This is a genomic window from Kurthia sp. YJT4, assembly GCF_030219945.1.
GTDB classification, from domain to species: Bacteria; Bacillota; Bacilli; order Bacillales_A; family Planococcaceae; genus Kurthia; species Kurthia gibsonii.
In genome coordinates this window covers 2,012,791-2,033,707 of record NZ_CP126689.1, presented here as the reverse complement: position 1 = coordinate 2,033,707, position 20,917 = coordinate 2,012,791, and the positions used below count along the sequence as shown (strand labels likewise).

Here is a 20,917-nt window from a genome sequence, read left to right as displayed (position 1 = left end):
TAATAAATTTAAGTGAAAAAACAAGGTCATTGAACAAACTTGATGAACAGTCATTCAAAAAATGAATGTCTATTCTTCGCTTTTTATCACATTTTTTCCATTATATATTCACAATTTATGTTAGTTAAATGGTAAAAAAATCTATGTTATGTATGTTTTTTGTTGATTCTTGTTCACAGAATTATCACTTGTTTCGGTCTAGTGTTATTCTAAAAATAATTGTGATACACTAGGAAAAGGATATTTTTGATATTGAAAATTGTATGCAATGTAGTAAGTATGTAATTTGTTAAGACCCTTTGTGTTAGCGCATACATTTTTTCGGCAAAATTTAGTATATAAGGATGGTAAGCATGAGTAACAAACAAACTTCGACTGACGTTATTTTAGTTGGTGCTGGTATCATGAGTGCAACTCTCGGTACAATTTTAAAAGAATTAGCACCAGACTGGAACATTAAAGTATTTGAGAAACTTGATAAACCAGGCCTTGAGAGTTCGAATGAATGGAATAATGCGGGTACAGGTCACTCGGCATTATGTGAGTTAAACTACACGCCTGAAAAAAATGGTGTTGTTGAAACTTCTAAAGCAGTCAACGTAAATGAACAATTCCAAGTGTCACGTCAATTTTGGTCTTATTTAGTGGAAAATGGTCATATCCAAAACCCAGAAGAATTCATTAAACCAATTCCACACTTAAGTATGGTACAAGGCGAAGATAATGTAGCATTCCTTAAAAAGCGTTTTGAAGCACTGTCAAAAATCCATTTATTCGATGGAATGGAATACTCAGAAGATCAAGAAACATTAAAACAATGGATTCCATTAATCATGAATGGTCGTACAAGTAGCGAGCCAATCGCTGCAACACGTATTGAATCAGGTACAGATGTTAACTTCGGTTCATTAACACGTATTTTAATGTCTAGTCTTGAAGAACAAGATGGTGTAGAAGCAACTTATAATGCTTCAGTTGAAAACATTAAACAAAATGCTGACGGTCGTTGGGAAGTAAAAGTGAAAACAGCTGATGGTAAAATCATTACGCAAACAGCGAAGTTTGTATTCTTAGGTGCTGGTGGCGGTAGCTTACACTTATTACAAAAAACAGGTATTCCTGAAAGTAAACACATCGGTGGTTTCCCTGTAAGTGGTCTTTGGTTAGTATGTAATAACCAAGAAGTAGCAGATCAACATCACGGTAAAGTGTACAGTACAGCTGAAGTAGGTGCTCCTCCAATGTCAGTACCTCACTTAGATACACGCTATATCGATGGTAAAAAAGCTTTATTATTTGGACCGTTCGCAGGATTCTCTCCAAAATTCTTAAAAACAGGTTCAAACTTAGACTTATTCACATCAATTAAGCCGAATAACATTTTCACGTTACTTGCATGTGGTGCAAAAGAAATGGGCTTAACAAAATACTTAATTCAACAATTAATGTTAAATAAAAAACAACGTGTGGAAGAATTACGTAAATTCGTTCCACAAGCAAAAGATGAAGAATGGGAAATCGTTATCGCTGGTCAACGTGTTCAAGTAATCAAAGACACAGACAAGGGTAAAGGTACACTACAATTCGGTACAGAAGTAATCACTGGCGCAAATGGTTCAGTAGCAGCTTTATTAGGTGCTTCACCAGGTGCTTCTACAGCTGTACAAGTTATGCTAGATGTAATTAACAAATGTTTCCCAGAAAAAATGAACGAATGGGAACCAAAAATTAAAGAGATGATTCCTTCATACGGTAAACAATTAGTGGAAGATGAAGCTCTATTCAAAGAATTACATGCATCAACTACAAAATCTTTAAAATTAGAAGACTAAAAAACGAGGTATCGCGATTAAGCGGTACCTCATTTTTATTTTAAAATGCATGAATCGTATCATTTAGCTCTTTAGCTGAATTTCGTAGTTCGCTTGAAGTGGAAGACATGGAAGAAATACCGCTTGCTAATTCACTTACTTGTTCGCCGACTTCCTTAATATCACCAATCGTTTTTGTAATATTACTTGAAATATCATCAAAGGATTCTTTGAGCACTTCATTTTGTTCTGTACCTTGGATTACAAGTTGTTGGATTTGATGAATCACTTCCACAACTTCACTTGTTACTTCATTGGATTCTTCTATTAAGAGAGCAATTTGCTCAACAGATGTTTTTGTTTGATCGGCTAATTTACGTACTTCTTCAGCAACAACTGCAAAACCTTTTCCATGTTCTCCAGCACGTGCAGCTTCAATTGCAGAGTTAAGTGCTAGTAAATTCGTTTGGTTTGCAATTGATTTAACCATTTCAATCACATCTTTCATTTCAGTAGAAGAATTATTCAATGCCTGAACCATCGAAGTCATTTCATTTGTCTTAACATGGATTGCCTCAGTTTGTTCACTTAGGTGCTGCATTTGTGCAAGTCCCTTATCAGATGCTTCTTTTGTATCTAGGGACTCTTTTACTGTTGTTTTCACGCTGTTTTCTACACATACTGTATGATTCATTAATGCATTTACAGCTTCTGATGTATGAGATGCTTGTGTATTTAAGTGATCAGCAACAGAGCCTAAATCTTCTCGTACTTTCCGGTTCACTTCTTCTCGCTGTTGTTCAATTAATTGATCGGAATAACGATTGTACTCTTCTAAAACGAGTTGTTGTTCAAAACTAGAGATTTTACCGAATGCATCGATTGCTTGGAACTGTTCATGTATAGGTATTGGAAGCGTTTTTATAATTTGGCGTACTTCATATTCCAATTTTTGAAAAGCACCTAAATACCATTTAGGATATAAACCAATTTTTACATGGGCATGTGCTACTTGTTTTCGTGCTTGAATATATGCCGCATCAATTTTACCAGCAAACATTTGCTCAATATGCCCATAAAGTGTTTGGCTTAGTCGTTCAACTGAGCTATGATTTTGAATCATTTTAGCCAGATGCGGTGGAGTAGAAATCGCTTTATAAAAATGTTCTACAATTTTTGGCATATGCGGCAACATATAAGAATGAAGTGCCTGAACGATTTGCAAATCATGTTTTTTTAAATCAATCATATCGAGTTGTAACAGATAGTCTGAATCGGTTAATGAAATACCAACATGCTCTACATTCGTTTGCAATGTAGCTGTGGCTGCTTTTGATTTTAAGAAAAACATGGAAAACACCCCTATTTTTTATATTTGTATCTATAGTACCATTGTTGAATATAAAAATCGTGTTTAAAATACTGTATTTATGTAAATTTTTCAAAAAAATGAATAAACATGTAGATATATTTGTAAAAAAATACACATAAATTTAAAAGAGCATATAAATATTAGTTCAAAAGAACTTTATTTTTTCAGTTTTACACTTTTTAAATAGTGTAAAATATTTTGTTTTTACAGAATAATTAATTATGTAAAAAGAAAAAACGAAAAAAATACATTCTAATATAAAAAATAATCTATAAAACTTAAATTGTTTATGTTAAACTGTATTCTATGAGAATACATTGTGTTTTCTCAGGTGGAAAAATGAATTTATTATTTATATTTGTATAATTTTGGAGGGAAAAATATGCGAAATTTATTTCAAAAGTGGAGCGATACAAGTTTAGTATTGCGTATCGTCATGGGGATCATCCTCGGTGCAGTTTTAGCAGTTGCCTTCCCAAGTGCAACTTGGTTAGCGATGCTCGGTACATTGTTTGTAGGTGCATTAAAAGCAGTAGCACCAATTTTAGTTTTTGTGTTAGTTATTAATGCATTAGCAAGCCATGTCAGTGGACAAAAAACAAATATGAAGGGCATTGTCTTCTTATATCTATTTGCAACATTCATTGCAGGAGCAGTCGGTGTAATTGCCGCTAAATTATTCCCTGTTAAATTAACGTTTAAAGAAGTGGATGCAGATTTACAACCACCAGAAAATGTGTGGGGCGTTATGGAAACACTTTTAAATAATATCGTATCGAATCCAGTAGATGCATTAATGAATGCAAATTACATAGGTATTCTTGCATGGGCGATTGTTTTAGGATTAGCATTAAAAGCAGCGAGCAGTACAACAAAAACAGTAATCACGAACTTATCTGAAGCTGTTTCAAAAGTAGTTCACTGGGTAATTAACTTAGCACCATTCGGTATTATTGGGATTATGTATAACACAATTGTGACAAGTGGTTTTGGAGAATTAAAACACTATGGTACATTAATTATTATTTTAGTAGGTTCTATGTTATTAATTGCACTTGTTATCAACCCGATTATCGTTTTCGTTGTAGCGCGCCGTAATCCATATCCGCTAGTATGGGCATCTTTAAGAGAGAGTGGTTTAACAGCATTCTTCACACGTAGTTCAGCAGCGAATATTCCAGTGAATATGGAGCTTTGTGAAAAGTTAGGTTTAGATAAAAATACGTATGCTATGTCGATTCCTTTAGGTGCAACAATTAATATGGCTGGTGCAGCAGTTACAATCTCTGTCTTAACGATGTCAGCTGCTTATACACTAGATGTGCATGTAGATATCGCAACAGCAATCATCTTGATGGTTGTCACAGCAATTTCAGCTGCAGGTGCTTCTGGTGTACCAGGTGGTTCATTATTATTAATTCCATTAGCATGTGGTTTAATTGGTATTCCGAATGATTTAGCAGTTCAAGTAATTGGTGTGGGCTTAATTATTAGTGTTGTTCAAGATTCTTGTGAAACCGCATTAAACTCTTCATCAGATGTTGTATTTACAGCAACAGCTGAATATGCAGCAGAACGTAAAAATAATTAAAAAGCTCTTGAAGGAGTAAAAAAAGAGGCATATACTTATCTGTTGTATACTGTCTCAGTAGCTCAGTAGGATAGAGCAACAGCCTCCTAAGCTGTAGGTCGTAGGTTCAATTCCTATCTGGGACATTTAAAAAAACAGGTTGGGACATACGTGTAAAAACACTGTGCCCACATAAGCATAATAAAAACTGGAATCGCGCTATGGCGCGGTTCCAGTTTTTCGTTGTGAACACTAAAAATTTGTTTCAGCGTGTTTTATTATGTCCATGTTATTGATCGAGTTGACGATAGAGCGTCGATTTTGAAATACCTGTTTCTTCTTTAATTTGGTGTAATGTATATTGTTTACTATAATACATTTCAATTGCACGTTGCATCTGTACATCTGACTTTTTAGGTCTCCCAATAACAGTTCCGCGTTTTTTTGCCTCTTGTAATGCGAAAGTTGAAGCATGGCGTTTAAAGATAGATTGTAATTTCGAAAAGTAACGTAAACCATCTAATAATGATTTTTTAAATAATTCTGTTGAACACATACATTCATCCAAGAAAATAATTGTAAATTCATCTCGTTCAGCAATTTGTAGGACGTCGATTAATTGTTGTGTAGAATCTGCCAACACCTCAATGTTTTGAACATATAACTCATCCTCTGTTGTTAATTGCATGAGAAGTTCTTCAAATACCTCTCTATTTTTTGCTAAACCGTGCTTTTCTTCATGTACATCATCCAAATTTACTTGTACCAACTGTTGTGTAATGTCGTTATCACAAACAGTTGGTCTTTTATAACCATATCGCATAATAATCTCCTTCCCAAAAGTATATACTTATGAAACTTTTTTTGTTACGATTACTTCTATTGTACGCTATTTTTATTCCATATGAGAAAGGTGATTTTTTTGCAGGTTATAAAAGAACAATGGTTTTCATCTATTCGTGCTGATATTTTAGCAGGGGTTGTAGTAGGTTTAGCGCTAATTCCAGAAGCTCTAGCCTTTTCGTTCATTGTCGGTGTCGATCCAAAAGTCGCGCTCTACGCTTCATTTACAATGGCTGTCATGACGGCTTTTGTCGGAGGAAGACCCGCAATGATTTCTGCAGCGACTGGAGCAATGGCGCTAATACTCGTCACGCTAATGGCAAATCACGGGTTACAATATGTACTTGCTGCAACAATTTTAACGGGTATTATACAGTTTTTTATGGGGATTTTTGGAGTTGCAAGACTAATGCGCTTCATCTCTAATTCAGTGATGCTTGGTTTTGTGAATGCACTCGGCATTATGATTTTCTTAGCGCAATTACCATATTTAAAGAATGGTTCAGTTGCAACTTATGCTTTTGCGATCGTTACATTGATTCTAGTTTATGTGATACCAAGATTTATTCGAATAATTCCAGCACCACTCATTGCGATTGTTATCATGACATCGCTCGCGATATTTGGGAACTTTTCATTACTGACAATTGGTGATTTAGGCACAATGCCAACAACATTACCGACATTCTTCTTACCAGATATTCCTTTGAATTTTGAAACACTCCAAATTATTTTACCGTATGCTTTAGCACTGGCAGTTGTTGGATTACTTGAATCTTTACTTACTGCACAAGTTTTAGACGGTTATACAAAAACTACGTCAAATAAAAATAAAGAATCACGCGGTCAAGGAATCGCAAATATTGTAAATGGCTTTTTCGGTGGTATGGCTGGTTGTGCTTTAATCGGTCAATCTATCATCAATGTAAAGTCAGGTGGTCGAGGTCGACTATCTACATTAACAGCAGGTGTCTTTTTATTATTTTTAATATTGGTTCTTGGTGATGTCGTCTCTAAAATTCCGATGCCTGTTTTAGTAGGAGTTATGATAATGGTGAGTTTTACGACATTTGACTTTAAAACGATTCGCTTCATACGAAAAGCACCAAAATCAGAGAGCTTTATTATGATTACAACTGTAATAGTGATTTTGGCAACGCATAATTTAGCGATTGGTGTAGGTGTGGGCGTGTTGATGAGTGCGATTCGTTTCATGGTGAAAAGTGCAACACCAACCTTTTTACTGTCAGACGAAACATGTACAATTACAGGTCCACTCTTTTTTGCCTCAGCTGAAAAGTTAGCACCTATTTTAGAGGACTTTAAGGGAAAGAAGCTAGAATTTGATTTTTCAAATAGTCGTATTTGGGATGAAACCGCAGTGACGAAAGTTCTTGAAATAAAGAATCAATTGGAACAAGAAGGAGTACATGTCACGTTTACGGGTCTCGATTTACAAAGTCAGCAATTACTCGAACGACTCACACCGATTAAATAAATATCAACTATTTTCAGTCACGAAAGAATGTGATAACGTAAAAGTTGAAAAGAGGCGACGAGATTTTGAAACTTCAAAGAATTTTACTTACAGCAATTGTCGGCATATGTGGAGGATTACTATTTTCAAAACTTCATATACCTGTACCGTGGCTACTCGGACCATTACTCTTTGTTTTGATAGGTAATAGTTTACGTTCAGAATGGTTTTATTGGCCTAAATCGTATAAAAGTATTGGAATGGTGTTAATTGGTTATACAATCGGTCAAGCACTTACAGGAGAGGCTGTACGAGAGATTGGCAGGCAATTACCATATATGTTTGGCATGACGACTTTACTTATTTTACTTAGTGCGGGCATTGCATGGGTTGTATCAAAGAAGTCAGCAGTGAACTACCCTACAGCACTCCTAAGCAGTATTCCAGGCGGTATGACGCAAATCATTATGATGGCTGAGGAAATGAAAAGTGTGAATTTAACTGTTGTCACGGTGACACAGACAATTCGTTTATTATTTATTGTCATTGGAATGCCACTACTATTGACAACGTTTCATTTAACAACAGTCCCGACACAAACAGAGCATGTATCGGAATGGATGTCATTTGAAACAGTGCTCATTCTATTTATTTGTATATTATTAGCCTTTATAGGTAAAAAATATAAATTTCCGACCGCTTTTTTACTTGTACCAGCGCTCGTTACCGCTATTTTACAAAACATAGGCGTCGTAGGAGTGGAATTAGCGAATCCGATTTTGTCATTTGCACAACTCATGATTGGGATTAATATCGGCATGATGATGAAACCGAGGGAGTTAGAGCAAAAAGGACGGACGATTGCGCTCGCTGTAACAAGTGCAGCTGCATTATTTATTGTAGCGATGCTACTAGGTATTATTTTTGCACAAGTAAATCATTTAGATTACGCGACAGCACTTTTGAGTTTAGCGCCAGGTGGTATGGATCAAATGGGGGCAATTGCGCATGCGATTCATGCAAATTTATCAATTGTTGCGGGATATCAAGTATTTCGTGCTTTTTATATTTTATTCGTTATTCAACCGATTATTGCCTATTTTTTACGCAAACAAATTATTAAATAAAGTAAGAAAACTTTCATCTGTGTATGGAAGTTTTTTTATAGTGTTTAAACACATTTTAACATTTCAGAATGTTGAGAATACAAGGTTTGTATCACTTTTTTTAATGAAAAAGGCAAGTGACATTTTTGTGTAAGCTTTATAAGATATATACATGTTTTCTTAGGGGAAAGGGTTAGAAAATCATTTAGAACGTCTAAGATTCTTTAATGATAAAATATTTTTTTAAGAATAAAAAGTGGCGTGAAAACGCATGGTTGTGAGGATTTGTGAAACTTTGAACAAAGTCATAGAATAGTTGAGCGAAAAAAAGCTTTCAGTTCTATTGGAATTCCTGAAATTGAGGTGTATAATGCAACATGGAAGCTATAAATGAAGTGAACACACTATAAAATTTAAGTTCGAAATTCTCTTTCTTTTATATGAATTTTTCTCATTTTTCAATAAAAATACGTCATATATTTTTATGATAAATCGAAAAAGGGTATTAAAGAAATATGACAGTATAGTCCTTTAGTTTATAGGTGTTTAAAAGCAATAAATATGTCTAGAAAACAGATGTTGCAGTTGCTACCATTACATGGCATCATGTAATAGTAAGATGAGAATTGTATGAATAATATGACTCTTATGTAAGTAAAACGTTCGGGAATTCCCGACAGAAGAAATAGCTATTGTAAAGGAGAATTGGATATGTCAGAACAGACTACTCAATCAGTACAACCGGCAGTAAGCCAACAACAATTAGACGTTTTAGATCAATTATTAAAACCTGAAGTACAAGAATCACTAACTCAACTAGTGGACCAATTACCAAAGTTAACAGAAATGGTAACAACTTTAACAAAAGCATATGACGTAGCACAAACTTTAGCTACTGATGATGTATTCCGCAGCGATGCTGTTGGTGCTGTAACAGAAATGGCTCAACCAGTCGTAAACTCTGCTAAATCACTTGCTGCTACTGCAATTGAAGCAAAAGATCGTGCTGCTGAAAGCAACGAAACAATCGGTTTATTCGGTATTTTAAAACTGTTAAAAGACCCACAAGTACAAGGTGTCTTCCGTTTCGCAAACGCATTCTTAGAAGTTTCAAAAGAAAACAAAGCTTCAAAATAATTTTTAAAACACTTAGTAACATGGAGGTTTAACTATAATGTCAAAAAAAATCGTCATTCTAGGTGCAGGTTATGGCGGCGTATTATCTGCATTAACGTTACGTCAATTTGCAACTAAAGAAGAAGTAGAAATCACAGTTGTGAACCAATTCCCAACTCACCAAATCATCACTGAATTACACCGTTTAGCTGGCGGTACTATTAAAGAGAAAGCGGTAGCATTCCCACTTTCTAAACTTTTCAAAGGAAAAGACATCAACATTAAAATCGCAAAAGCTGATGCATTCTCAGCTGACGACAAAACAGTTAAATTATCAACTGGCGAAACTTTAACTTATGATGTATTAGTAGTAGCTGTAGGTTCTAAAACAGGTTTCTTCGGTATCCCAGGATTAGAAGAAAACTCAATGGTTCTTAAATCAGTTGAAGATGCAAACAAAATTCGCGAGCACATCATTGGTCGTATTAAAGAATACGCAAAAACTCGCAACGAAGCAGATGCTACAATCGTAATCGGCGGCGGTGGTTTAACAGGCGTTGAGCTTGTTGGTGAAATCGTTGACCACATGACGAAAGAAGCAATTAAATACGGCGTACAACCAGCAGATTTAAAAATCAAGCTAGTTGAAGCAGGTCCAAAAATCTTACCTGTATTACCAGACGAGTTAATCGAGCGCGCAACAAAATCGCTTGAAAATCGTGGTGTAGAGTTCTTAACAGGCCTTCCTGTAACAGGTGTTGAAGGTAACGTGATCTCTCTTAAAGACGGTCAAACAATTACTGCAAACACACTTGTTTGGACTGGTGGCGTAGCTCAGTACCCAATCGTAGAAGAATCAGGTCTTGTATGTAACCGTGGTAAAGCAGTAGTAAACGACTTCCTACAATCAGAATCACATAAAGATGTATTCGTAGTAGGTGACGCTGCAGCTGCATACCCTCCAGGTGCAAACAAAGAAACAGATCGTCCATACCCTCCAACAGCTCAAAATGCTTGGCAAATGGGCGAATTAGTTGGATACAATGTATTCGCATACTTAAAAGGTAGTGAAATGAATGACTTCACTCCAGTTAACTCTGGTACATTAGCTTCTTTAGGTCGTAAAGATGCTGTAGCAACTGTCGGTGGAAGCAACACTGAATTACGTGGCTTACCAGCAACATTGATGAAAGAAGCTTCAAACATTCGTTACTTATCACACATCAAAGCATTATACGGTATCGTATACTAAGCCGAAATGAATAAAACGACTTCATGAGAATGTTCTCATGAAGTCGTTTTTTGTTGTTTCAATACATTTGTTGAGGCAAAATAAAAATGCTTTAGAGGACGTTGCTTCTCCTAAAGCAAGGGTGGGGACTCAGGTATTACATCTGAGTAAAGTTTTGGGGAATAGATTCTATTTATATAGAGGGTCTATGTAAGCTCACTCAGAAGGGGAATGCCGAGTGAGCCATTGGGGTTGAACACAATCTCATTTCACCAATAAGGGAATTTCTAATAATAAAATACCCCGACGAAAACGTTGTAAACCTACCAACATGAATTGTTTCATGATTTTGCGTGTTCAGTAAAAGCACATATGATAAACTATGGAAGAATGAGGAGAGTGACGAAGTTGAAAAGAAAACAGAAGATATATCGGAACGAAAAAATCGTCATGTTTCCTGGAACGGTGGAACGACTTCTTCAACAGGGTCACGCGCATGCTGAGAAGTTTGAATATCATGAAGCTATTCAATGTTTTCAAGATATTCTTCAATACGAGGAAATGGATGAACATACGCTTCATGTGTACGCCTACTGTTTACACGAAACAAGACAATTTGAACAGGCTAGAGAAGTAGTGGAGTCTCTATTAGCACAAGGACCAAGTCAATATATTGAAACAATGGAGCTGTACTTATCAATTTGTATGGAGCTACGCGATTTTCAGCATGTACAACAGATTGTTCGTTCTTTATTGGAAGAAAATGTTGTGCCAAACTCTTCAATTGAACGTTTCACAAGTATTTATAATTTGAGTGAAAAGTTATTAAAGTTATCGCATTCGGAACAAAGTATAGAGGAAGAAGTAGCAGAGGTCGTGTTATCATTAGATGTTTTTTTACACTTACCTGTATACGAACAGCTGCATCGTCTTCAATCTTTATCAGAAATGAACGTTCGACCTTTAATAGATGAAATTCGCACAATCATTGAAACGGAAGAAGTACATCCGATTGTTCGCAGTGTGGCACTTTGCTTATTAGTAGAGCAAGAGGTGAATGGTGACTTAACAATTCGTAAATTTGAGCAAACACTTACAGTTAATCCAATGACATTACCTACTCCAGATGAGCTGCCTGTCACACAATCTGTAAAAAAAATCGTAAATGAACGGCTAGAGAAGGAAAGTAGCACATTAGAAATGGTACAATATGTTTTGACACGTCACATTTTAGTTACTTATCCTTTTGAATGGTTTGGGGCTTCTGCTGAAAAGGTATCAGAGGGATATATTCATTATGTTCATTCTTTATTAGGACAAGAAATATCCGATGAAAGTGAAACAGATAACAAGGTGATGGAACTCATCCAACAACTTGAAAAATTTTCAGATATACCAGAAGTATGAAATCTGTTGAAACTATGTAGAACTATGATATACTAAAACAGTTGTCAAAGTCGTAATAACGAACGCTTTTAAAGCACTTTGAATTTATTTTTGGAGGTTATATTCATGTCAGTTAAATTTGAAAAACAAGAAGGAAACAACGGTTTATTAACAGTTGAGCTTCCTGCTGAAACAGTAAATGCTGCATTAGATCAAGCATTTAAAAAAGTAGTAAAACAAATCAACGTACCAGGTTTCCGTAAAGGTAAAATGCCTCGTGCAATGTTCGAGAAAAAATTCGGTGTTGAATCTTTATACCAAGATGCACTTGAAATTTTAATCAACGAAAACTACCCAACAGCTCTAATCGAAGCAGGTGTTGAGCCAGTAGATCAACCAGAAATCGATTTCGAAAAAATCGAGAAAAACGAACCATTCACATTCACAGCTAAATTAGTATTACGTCCAGAAGTTGAACTTGGCGAATACAAAGGCTTAGAAGTGAAAAAAGGTTCTACTGAAGTAACAGAAGAAGAAATCAATGCAATCATCGAAGGTCACCAAGCACGTCTTGCTGAACTTGTAGTTAAAGAAGATGCTGCAATTGAAAACGGCGATACTGCTGTAATCGATTTCGAAGGTTTCCACGAAGGTGAAGCATTCGAAGGCGGAAAAGGCGAAAACTACGCACTTGAAATCGGTTCTGGTTCATTCATCCCAGGATTTGAAGAGCAATTAGTAGGCGTAAAAGCTGGCGAATCTAAAGATATCGAAATTACATTCCCAGAAGAATACCATGCAGCTGAATTAGCTGGTAAACCAGCTACATTCAAAGTGACAGTTCACGAAGTAAAAGCAAAAGAACTTCCAGAGCTTAACGACGAATTAGCAACTGAAATCGATGCTGAAGTAAAAACTTTAGATGAATTACGTACAAAGTTAACTGAACAAGCGAAAGCTGAAAAAGAAATGTCAGTTGAAACTGCATTACGTGACGAATTAGTTGAAAAAGCAGCTGAAAATGCTAAAATCGACATTCCAAACGGTATGATTCAAACAGAAATCAACCGTATGTTACAAGAATTCGAACAACGTTTACAAACACAAGGTATGAATCTTGATCTTTACTACCAATTCTCTGGTCAAGACGAAGCAGCATTACGCGAGCAAATGAAGTCTGACGCTGAAAACCGCGTACGCGTTTCATTAGTACTTGAAGCAATCGCAGCAGCTGAAGCTCTTGAAGTAACAGAAGAAGCTCTTGAAGCAGAATTAGAAAAAATGTCAGCACAATTCAACATGGACGCTGAACAAATCAAAGCTGCTTTAGGCGGTACTAGCATCTTAGAACACGACATCAAAATCCAAAATACAGTTGAGTTCTTAGTTGACCAAGCTAAAATTTCTGAGTAAGATTTAACAAGTTCGTAAGTCGAATTTGCTTAAATACGATGCACGAATGGAGCAAGGTATGGACTTCCCATACCTTGTTTTTATCATAGTTAAAAAATAACCTGTACATAACACAGAAAAAAAGAGTTAATAATAGACAAGCAAGACGTAATGTTTGATAATATTAATAGAGTCTTGTAATATTGTTGCTTGAATAGGGGTGAAATAATTGTTCAAATTTAATGATGAAAACGGTAATTTAAAATGTTCATTCTGTGGGAAACCACAAGAGCAAGTACGTAAACTTGTAGCTGGTCCTGGTGTCTACATCTGTGACGAATGTATTGATTTATGTTCAGAAATCGTTGTAGAAGAGTTAGGAACAGAAGAAGAAATTGAACTGAAAGACATTCCAACACCGAAAGAAATTTTAGGTACTTTGGATAGTTATGTAATTGGACAAGAGCGTGCTAAAAAAGCCCTATCTGTTGCGGTATATAATCACTACAAACGCGTCAACTCAAAAAGTAAAGTGGACGACGTAGAATTATCTAAATCAAACATTGTTTTAATCGGACCTACTGGTAGTGGTAAAACATTACTAGCTCAAACACTTGCACGTATTATTGATGTGCCATTTGCCATTGCAGATGCGACTTCATTAACAGAAGCAGGTTATGTTGGGGAAGATGTTGAAAATATTCTTTTAAAGTTAATTCAAGCTGCGGATTATGATATCGAAAAAGCAGAGCGTGGCATTATCTATATCGATGAAATCGATAAAGTCGCACGTAAATCTGAAAATCCATCAATCACACGTGATGTATCTGGTGAAGGTGTTCAACAAGCCTTACTAAAAATTCTAGAAGGTACGGTTGCAAGCGTTCCGCCACAAGGTGGTCGCAAACATCCACACCAAGAATTTTTACAAATTGATACGACGAATATCTTATTCATCGTAGGTGGAGCTTTCGATGGAATCGAGTCAATTATTAAACGTCGTATGGGTCAAAAAGTAATCGGCTTCGGTACTGCGGATAAACAAGAAACAGATGATAAAAACTTAATGAAACATCTGATTCCTGAAGACTTATTAAAATTTGGTTTAATTCCAGAATTTATCGGTCGTTTACCAGTATTGGCAAGTTTAGAGCAATTAGACGAAGATGCACTTGTACAGATTTTAACAGAACCTAAAAACGCATTAACAAAACAATATGAAAAAATGATTGAATTGGATAATGTACAATTAGAGTTCGAAAAAGATGCATTATACGAAATTGCAAAACTTGCGATTGAACGTAAAACAGGTGCTCGTGGATTACGTTCGATTATTGAGAATGTAATGCTTGATGTGATGTTTGAATTACCATCTCGTGATGACATTGCGAAATGTATAATTACGAAAGAAACACTTACTGAAAAGGCTCATCCAAAACTTTTATTAGAAGATGGCACTGAAGTGAAAGATTCAGATAACGAAAAAACATCAGCCTAATTTAAAAGGATTTTAGCTGACTTCGATGGAGTGCTTATATTGCACTGTTTTGAAGTCAGTTTTTTTAATGAATAAAGTGTTAAAGTTTATGTGGAGGTGCAAGTTTGCATGACAACAAAATTGAGAACGTATCGAATTCCATTGCTGCCTCTAAGAGGTCTAGTAATCTATCCTAAAACGCTGTTACATATTGATGTGGGTCGTGAAAAATCAACTGCAGCTGTAGAACAAGCGCTAAATGATGACAGCATCCTATATGTTGTAACACAAAAAGAAATTGCAAAAGAATCACCAGACTCAGATGATTTTTATCGTATGGGCGCACTCGTGAAAATTAAGCAATTAATCAAGCTACCAAATGGCGCCTCACGTGTATTAGTAGAAGGTATTTGTCGTGCGCAAGCTATTGATTATATCGAAGAAGAAAAAATGACGGTAGTTGATGTAGAAGTATTTGAAGACGATCCGACATTAACTGTTGAATTAGAAGCGTTGATGCGTACTTTATTAGATGCTTTTAAACGCTATGTGAAAGCTTCAAGCAAAATTTCTCCTGAAGTCATTGAAACATCAGAAGAAATTGAAGAGCCTGGTCTACTAGCTGATACTATTGCAAGTCATTTGCCATTGAAAATGGTTGCAAAACAAGAAATCTTACGTACAATTGACGTTCAAAAAAGATTAGAAATTCTTGTTCAACGTATTTTTAATGAACAGGAAATTTTAAATGTGGAGAAAAAAATCCATACAAAAGTGAAACGTTCCGTTGAAAAATCTCAAAAAGATTTTTATTTACGTGAGCAAATGAAGGCGATTCAAGATGAATTGGGTGAAACAGAAGGTAAAATATCTGAGGTTGATGAATTAAAGAAAAAAATTATCGAAGCGAAAATGCCTGAACATGCTGAAAAAGCAGCACTAAAAGAGTTGAAGCGCTATGAACGTTTGCCAGCACAAGCAGCTGAAAGTGGTATCATTCGTAACTATTTAGATTGGTTGATTGATTTACCTTGGTCTAAAAAGACAAAAGATCGTAAAGATATTAAAAAAGCAAAAGATATTTTAGACCATGATCACGATGGTCTTGAAAAAGTAAAAGATCGTATTTTAGAATATTTAGCAGTGACACAATTAAAAGATTCATTACGTGGCCCGATTCTTTGCTTAGCTGGACCTCCAGGAGTAGGTAAGACATCACTAGCTAAATCGATTGCGACTTCTTTAAATCGTGAATTTGTGCGTATTTCATTAGGTGGTGTACGTGATGAATCAGAAATTCGAGGTCACCGTAGAACGTATATTGGTGCTATGCCAGGACGTATTATTCAAGGAATGAAAAAAGCAGGAACGATTAACCCTGTATTTTTACTAGATGAGATTGATAAAATGTCGAATGATTTCCGCGGAGACCCTTCATCAGCGATGTTAGAGGTGTTAGATCCAGAGCAAAATAACACATTTAGTGATCACTATATTGAAGAAACATACGATTTATCAAATGTTTTATTTATCGCGACAGCAAATGATTTAAGTAGTATTCCAGGACCGCTTTATGACCGTATGGAAGTCATTCAAATTGGCGGTTATACAGAACAAGAGAAAATTCAAATTGCGAAAAACCATTTAGCACCTAAACAAATTGAAGAAAACGGTTTGAAAAAATCACAAATTCAATTTAGAGAAGATGGTTTAACGGAAATCGTTCGTTACTATACGCGAGAAGCGGGTGTTCGAGGGTTAGAGCGTACACTTGCATCCGTATGTCGAAAAGCAGCGAAGCAAATCGTCATGGAAGAAAAGAAACGAGTTGTTATTACAGCGAAAAATGTAGCGGACTACTTAGGTAAACGTAAAGTGTCGCATGGTCAAATGGAAGAAGAAAATCCAATTGGTGTAGCAACAGGTCTTGCTTACACAACAGTTGGTGGCGATACATTACAAATCGAAGTATCGATTACACCAGGTAAAGGAAAGCTGATTTTAACAGGTAAATTAGGTGATGTGATGAAAGAATCTGCACAAACTGCTTTATCTTTTGTCCGTTCTAAATTAGACTTATTAAAGGTAGAGCAATCTTACTTTGATGAGCATGATATTCATGTTCACGTACCAGAAGGCGCTGTACCAAAAGATGGTCCATCAGCAGGTGTAACGATGGTAACAGCTCTTGTATCAGCGATTACGGAAACACCAGTCCGTAAAGAAGTTGGTATGACGGGTGAAGTGACACTTCGCGGACGTGTTCTACCAATCGGTGGTTTAAAAGAGAAGTCGTTAAGTGCACACCGCGCTGGTTTAACAACGATTATCGTTCCAAAGAAAAACGAAGCGGATATTGAAGATATACCAGAGAGTGTACGAAAAGAGCTAACATTTAAGCTAGTGTCAAGCGCTGACGAGGTATTGAAAATAGCGTTAGACGGAGGGAAAGAATAATATGAAAGTCCATAATGTCGAGATGGTCATCAGTGCAGTTCGACCAAACCAGTACCCAGAGGACGGGTATCCAGAATTTGCACTTGCAGGTCGCTCAAATGTCGGTAAATCATCTTTTATTAACAAGATGATTGGTCGTAAAAGTTTAGCACGTATTTCATCAAAACCAGGTAAAACACAAACACTAAACTTTTATAAAATTGAAGAACAACTATTTTTCGTAGATGTTCCAGGCTATGGTTATGCGAAAGTATCAAAATCAGAGCGTGAAGCATGGGGAAAAATGATTGAAGAATATTTTACAAGTCGTGAAATATTAAAAGCGGTTGTGCAGATTGTTGATTTACGTCATGAACCAACAGACGATGATTGCATGATGTACGATTTCTTAAAGCATTACAACATTCCTTGCATTATCATTGCGACAAAAGCAGATAAAGTGAAAAAAGGAAAATGGGCGCAACATAAAAAAGTGGTAAAAGAGACACTTGATATGGACCCATCTGATCCACTCATTCTTTTCTCATCTGAAACAGGTATGGGATTTGACGAAGCATGGGCAGAAATTGAAAAACGTATGTAAAGAACAAGCAGATGAAGTGATACCACTTGATCTGCTTTTTCACATCTAAAAAGGGGATTGCTATGGGACAAATACCAATTTATTTGAATAGTGAACAGATTCGCATTTTAATTGTGGGCGGTGGTAAGATTGCTTATCGAAAATGTCGTACACTTGTAGAAGCAGGGGGACAAGTTACGGTGATTGCGCAACAACTATTACCTGAATTTGAACATTATTTAACGGAACAACAAATATCATTACATAAAAGATTGTATGAATTAGGTGAGGCAGCACAATATGAATTGGTGATAGCTGCAACGAATCAAACGACAGTGAACGAACAAATTCAACAAGATAGCCAAGCAATTATTTGTCGAGTAGATGACGCAAAAAAAGGGAATGGAGTACTACCGGCAGTTGTACAGCGTGGTGATTTTGTTTTAAGTATTGGAACAAACGGTGCAAGTCCCATTTTTTCTAGGAAAATCAAAAAGCAGTTGTCACAACAGTTTGATGCGCATTATGAAAGCTACATTGCTTTTTTACAGCATGTACGCGTGCAGTATAAAGGACAAAAAGAAGTACTTGAAGAAGTGACGAATGAGATATATGTTCATATGACAGACGAAGAGAGAAACGAGACATTACAACAATTTGTAAACAACCTGTTTGAAGAACGTAACTGAATTTGTTAAAATGATTCTGGAAATATGCTGGATTGTATATAAATATGACAGTAATCGCAATTATATAAGACTTTGTAAATATAAAGTGACAGAGTATGGTATAATCATAGACGATAATTATAGAACGTGAGAGGTGTATGACGTCATGCATACAATTGTAGTAGGCTTGAACTACAAAACAGCTCCTGTCGAAGTTCGTGAAAAATTCTCAATAACAGAAGAAGCACTAGCTGAGGCAATGCGAGCATTACAAAATGAAAAAAGTATATTAGAGAATGTAATTGTTTCGACATGTAATCGTACAGAAGTGTATGCTGTCGTTGATCAACTACATACTGGTCGTCATTATATTAAACAATTTTTAGCGAATTGGTTTAATATGCCGGTTGCAGAATTCGAAAATCATCTTTACATTCGTGAAAATGATCAATCGATGCAACACTTATTCAAAGTGACTTCTGGAATTGATTCAATGGTTCTAGGAGAAACACAAATTCTTGGTCAAGTAAAGCATAGCTTCTTAGAGGCACAACAAATTGGCACAACAGGGACATTGTTTAATCGTTTATTTAAACAAAGTGTAACATTTGCGAAAAAAGCACATGGCGAAACAGCGATTGGTGAAAATGCAGTATCTGTATCGTATGCAGCTGTTGAGCTTGCAAAGAAAATTTTCAATACACTGGACAAAACACATGTCGCAATTCTTGGTGCTGGTAAGATGGGCGAACTTGCTATGGAAAACTTATATGGTAGTGGTGTAGGAAAAGTAACTGTTGTCAATCGTACGATGGAAAAGGCAGAAACACTGGCTGATAAATTCCAAGGTACAGCGAAGTCGATGCAAGAATTACAATGTACATTACTTGAGGCAGATATTTTGATTACATCAACTGGTGCAAAAGATTATGTCATTGATTATGATTTAATGCGTTATGTGGAGAAGATGCGCAAAGGGAAGCCTCTATTTATGGTAGATATCGCAGTACCACGTGATATTGATCCGAAAATTAGTGAACTTCAAAGTGTTTTCTTATATGATATTGATGATTTACAAGGAATTGTCGAAGCGAACCTAGCAGAACGTGAACGTGCTGCTAACGAAATTACACAGATGATTGATACAGAAATCCATGAATTCAAAGATTGGATGGGAACACTTGGCGTTGTTCCAGTTATTTCAGCATTGCGTCAAAAAGCGGCGACAATTCAAGCTGAAACAATGCAAAGTATTGAAAATAAAATGCCGAATTTAACAGATCGTGAACGAAAAATTTTAAGTAAGCATACCAAATCAATCGTCAACCAATTATTAAAAGAACCAATTCTACAAGCAAAAGAATTGGCAGGTTCTCCAAATGCAGCGAAGCAATTGGAACTGTTCCAACGTATTTTTGGGATTGAAGAAGATACACAGGCTCAAATTGAGCAACAGCAACTACAATCAGAAGAGCGCTATCAAAAACGAGTAGCAGAAGAAGTCGTTGCAGAACCTAAATTTACTTTTTAAGAGCTGATTTAAGAACGTTTTCGTATCTATGTGTTAAAATATAGATGCGAGAGCGTTTTTTTCATGATATATAAGGAGCGTCGTATATGACCGATTTAGCAATGACCCGATTGCACGAAGCAATCGTTGTGCTATACGCAATCGGGATAATTTTTTACTTTGTAGATTATTTAAAAAAAGATGCAAAGTCACGTCGAATCGCTTTTTGGTTTGTTTCGGTTGTTTGGATTTTACAATCAGTTTTTTTAATTGTATATATTATTCAAACGCATCGATTCCCGATTCTGACACTATTTGAAGGGATTTATTTTTATAGTTGGTTATTAGTATCCATCTCGATTTTACTGCATTGTGTTTATCGAGCCGATTTACCTGTATTCTTTATTAATATTCTCGGGTTTATCTTTATGGTTATTCATACATTTGCACCAAACCAAGTGGCGCAATCACCTGTAGGTGAGAATTTAGTTTCTGAGTTATTATTTATTCATGTGATGTTTGCGATTTTGTCTTATGTTGCTTTTTCATTATCTTTTGTCTTTTCGACATTGTACGTTATTTTATACAATGTATTAAAAAAGAAAAAATGGACGAAGCAGTGGACGAGGCTACCATCGCTTGGACAAGCAGAAAGTAGTTCAAATTGGGCAATGGTAATTGGGATTCCCATTCTTTTTATCAGTCTGATTTTAGGGTTTATGTGGGCTTATATCACCGTCGATAATTTAAATGTATTTGATGTAAAAATCATCGGTTCATTCATTACATTGTTTGTCTATTGTATGATTGTGTTATTGAATCGTCGCGATCAACTACATTCAATTCGATTGGCATGGGTCAACATATGTGCCTTTTTATTGGTTATTATTAATTTCTTTTTAGGAAGTAGCTTATCAGGTTTCCATTTTTGGTATTAAC

16 protein-coding genes and 1 tRNA gene are annotated in these 20,917 nt (G+C 35.8%); 15 read left to right on the top strand and 2 right to left on the bottom strand.

The features are described from left to right. Nucleotides 1–353 precede the first annotated feature (353 nt). The gene (gene mqo, locus QN089_RS10070) at nucleotides 354–1,832 is read left to right on the top strand and encodes a malate dehydrogenase (quinone) (RefSeq protein WP_068452178.1); all 1,479 of its coding nucleotides are present in this window, start codon (nucleotides 354–356) and stop codon (nucleotides 1,830–1,832) included. A gap of 40 nt (nucleotides 1,833–1,872) precedes the next feature. Here the strand turns inward: mqo and QN089_RS10065 are convergent, their stop codons facing one another. Beyond that, nucleotides 1,873–3,162 carry a globin-coupled sensor protein gene (locus QN089_RS10065; protein ID WP_285215249.1) on the bottom strand — a complete coding sequence of 430 codons (1,290 nt, stop codon included), beginning with the start codon at nucleotides 3,160–3,162 and terminating at the stop codon, nucleotides 1,873–1,875. A 403-nt stretch (nucleotides 3,163–3,565) separates the two neighbouring features. Here QN089_RS10065 and sstT point away from each other — a divergent pair, with 403 nt between their 5' ends. Further along, on the top strand, nucleotides 3,566–4,774 hold the full coding sequence (sstT, locus tag QN089_RS10060) for a serine/threonine transporter SstT (RefSeq protein ID WP_285215248.1): 1,209 nt from the start codon (nucleotides 3,566–3,568) through the stop codon (nucleotides 4,772–4,774). A 51-nt stretch (nucleotides 4,775–4,825) separates the two neighbouring features. Continuing rightward, nucleotides 4,826–4,899: transfer RNA gene (locus tag QN089_RS10055), tRNA-Arg, on the top strand. 143 nt (nucleotides 4,900–5,042) lie between these two features. Here QN089_RS10055 and QN089_RS10050 read toward each other — a convergent pair. Beyond that, complete coding sequence (locus QN089_RS10050; RefSeq protein ID WP_285215247.1) at nucleotides 5,043–5,576, bottom strand: recombinase family protein; 534 nt, start codon at nucleotides 5,574–5,576, stop codon at nucleotides 5,043–5,045. A 99-nt stretch (nucleotides 5,577–5,675) separates the two neighbouring features. Between QN089_RS10050 and QN089_RS10045 the strand changes: the two genes are divergently transcribed. The 12 genes from QN089_RS10045 to ccsA all read left to right on the top strand — a co-directional run bounded on the left by QN089_RS10045 (nucleotide 5,676) and on the right by ccsA (nucleotide 20,916). After that, complete coding sequence (locus tag QN089_RS10045) at nucleotides 5,676–7,094, top strand: SulP family inorganic anion transporter (RefSeq protein WP_285215246.1); 1,419 nt, start codon at nucleotides 5,676–5,678, stop codon at nucleotides 7,092–7,094. A 65-nt stretch (nucleotides 7,095–7,159) separates the two neighbouring features. Continuing rightward, a complete protein-coding gene (locus QN089_RS10040; RefSeq protein ID WP_165442640.1) occupies nucleotides 7,160–8,200 on the top strand; it encodes an AbrB family transcriptional regulator in 1,041 nt (346 codons plus the stop codon). A 690-nt stretch (nucleotides 8,201–8,890) separates the two neighbouring features. Further along, complete coding sequence (locus QN089_RS10035; RefSeq protein WP_068452196.1) at nucleotides 8,891–9,316, top strand: DUF1641 domain-containing protein; 426 nt, start codon at nucleotides 8,891–8,893, stop codon at nucleotides 9,314–9,316. Between the two features lie 37 nt (nucleotides 9,317–9,353). Further along, entirely contained in the window at nucleotides 9,354–10,547 is a 1,194-nt protein-coding gene (locus QN089_RS10030; protein WP_068452199.1) for an NAD(P)/FAD-dependent oxidoreductase, read from the top strand. A 387-nt stretch (nucleotides 10,548–10,934) separates the two neighbouring features. After that, on the top strand, nucleotides 10,935–11,933 hold the full coding sequence (locus QN089_RS10025) for a tetratricopeptide repeat protein (protein WP_285215245.1): 999 nt from the start codon (nucleotides 10,935–10,937) through the stop codon (nucleotides 11,931–11,933). Between the two features lie 105 nt (nucleotides 11,934–12,038). Next, nucleotides 12,039–13,325, top strand: coding sequence for a trigger factor (gene tig, locus QN089_RS10020; protein ID WP_068452206.1), 1,287 nt, complete (start codon nucleotides 12,039–12,041; stop codon nucleotides 13,323–13,325). Nucleotides 13,326–13,533: 208 nt separating this feature from the next. Continuing rightward, nucleotides 13,534–14,802 carry an ATP-dependent protease ATP-binding subunit ClpX gene (gene clpX / locus QN089_RS10015; RefSeq protein ID WP_068452210.1) on the top strand — a complete coding sequence of 423 codons (1,269 nt, stop codon included), beginning with the start codon at nucleotides 13,534–13,536 and terminating at the stop codon, nucleotides 14,800–14,802. A gap of 108 nt (nucleotides 14,803–14,910) precedes the next feature. Continuing rightward, nucleotides 14,911–17,238 (top strand): endopeptidase La, encoded by a 2,328-nt coding sequence (lon, locus tag QN089_RS10010; RefSeq protein WP_068452212.1) that lies wholly within the window; start codon nucleotides 14,911–14,913, stop codon nucleotides 17,236–17,238. A 1-nt stretch (nucleotide 17,239) separates the two neighbouring features. Next, on the top strand, nucleotides 17,240–17,821 hold the full coding sequence (yihA, locus tag QN089_RS10005; protein ID WP_068452215.1) for a ribosome biogenesis GTP-binding protein YihA/YsxC: 582 nt from the start codon (nucleotides 17,240–17,242) through the stop codon (nucleotides 17,819–17,821). Between the two features lie 62 nt (nucleotides 17,822–17,883). Beyond that, on the top strand, nucleotides 17,884–18,489 hold the full coding sequence (locus tag QN089_RS10000; RefSeq protein ID WP_068452218.1) for a precorrin-2 dehydrogenase/sirohydrochlorin ferrochelatase family protein: 606 nt from the start codon (nucleotides 17,884–17,886) through the stop codon (nucleotides 18,487–18,489). A 145-nt stretch (nucleotides 18,490–18,634) separates the two neighbouring features. After that, entirely contained in the window at nucleotides 18,635–19,999 is a 1,365-nt protein-coding gene (gene hemA, locus QN089_RS09995; protein WP_068452221.1) for a glutamyl-tRNA reductase, read from the top strand. An 86-nt stretch (nucleotides 20,000–20,085) separates the two neighbouring features. Continuing rightward, entirely contained in the window at nucleotides 20,086–20,916 is an 831-nt protein-coding gene (gene ccsA, locus QN089_RS09990) for a cytochrome c biogenesis protein CcsA (protein ID WP_087680358.1), read from the top strand. Nucleotide 20,917: the final 1 nt, after the last annotated feature.

Excerpts from the sequence above, each read along its gene's own strand:
- mqo (WP_068452178.1), top strand. The coding sequence starts at position 354 with ATGAGTAACAAACAAACTTCGACTGACGTTATTTTAGTTGGTGCTGGT.
- QN089_RS10065 (WP_285215249.1), bottom strand. The coding sequence starts at position 3,162 with ATGTTTTTCTTAAAATCAAAAGCAGCCACAGCTACATTGCAAACGAAT.
- sstT (WP_285215248.1), top strand. The coding sequence starts at position 3,566 with ATGCGAAATTTATTTCAAAAGTGGAGCGATACAAGTTTAGTATTGCGT.
- QN089_RS10050 (WP_285215247.1), bottom strand. The coding sequence starts at position 5,576 with ATGCGATATGGTTATAAAAGACCAACTGTTTGTGATAACGACATTACA.
- QN089_RS10035 (WP_068452196.1), top strand. The coding sequence starts at position 8,891 with ATGTCAGAACAGACTACTCAATCAGTACAACCGGCAGTAAGCCAACAA.
- QN089_RS10030 (WP_068452199.1), top strand. The coding sequence starts at position 9,354 with ATGTCAAAAAAAATCGTCATTCTAGGTGCAGGTTATGGCGGCGTATTA.
- tig (WP_068452206.1), top strand. The coding sequence starts at position 12,039 with ATGTCAGTTAAATTTGAAAAACAAGAAGGAAACAACGGTTTATTAACA.
- lon (WP_068452212.1), top strand. The coding sequence starts at position 14,911 with ATGACAACAAAATTGAGAACGTATCGAATTCCATTGCTGCCTCTAAGA.
- yihA (WP_068452215.1), top strand. The coding sequence starts at position 17,240 with ATGAAAGTCCATAATGTCGAGATGGTCATCAGTGCAGTTCGACCAAAC.
- QN089_RS10000 (WP_068452218.1), top strand. The coding sequence starts at position 17,884 with ATGGGACAAATACCAATTTATTTGAATAGTGAACAGATTCGCATTTTA.
- hemA (WP_068452221.1), top strand. The coding sequence starts at position 18,635 with ATGCATACAATTGTAGTAGGCTTGAACTACAAAACAGCTCCTGTCGAA.
- ccsA (WP_087680358.1), top strand. The coding sequence starts at position 20,086 with ATGACCGATTTAGCAATGACCCGATTGCACGAAGCAATCGTTGTGCTA.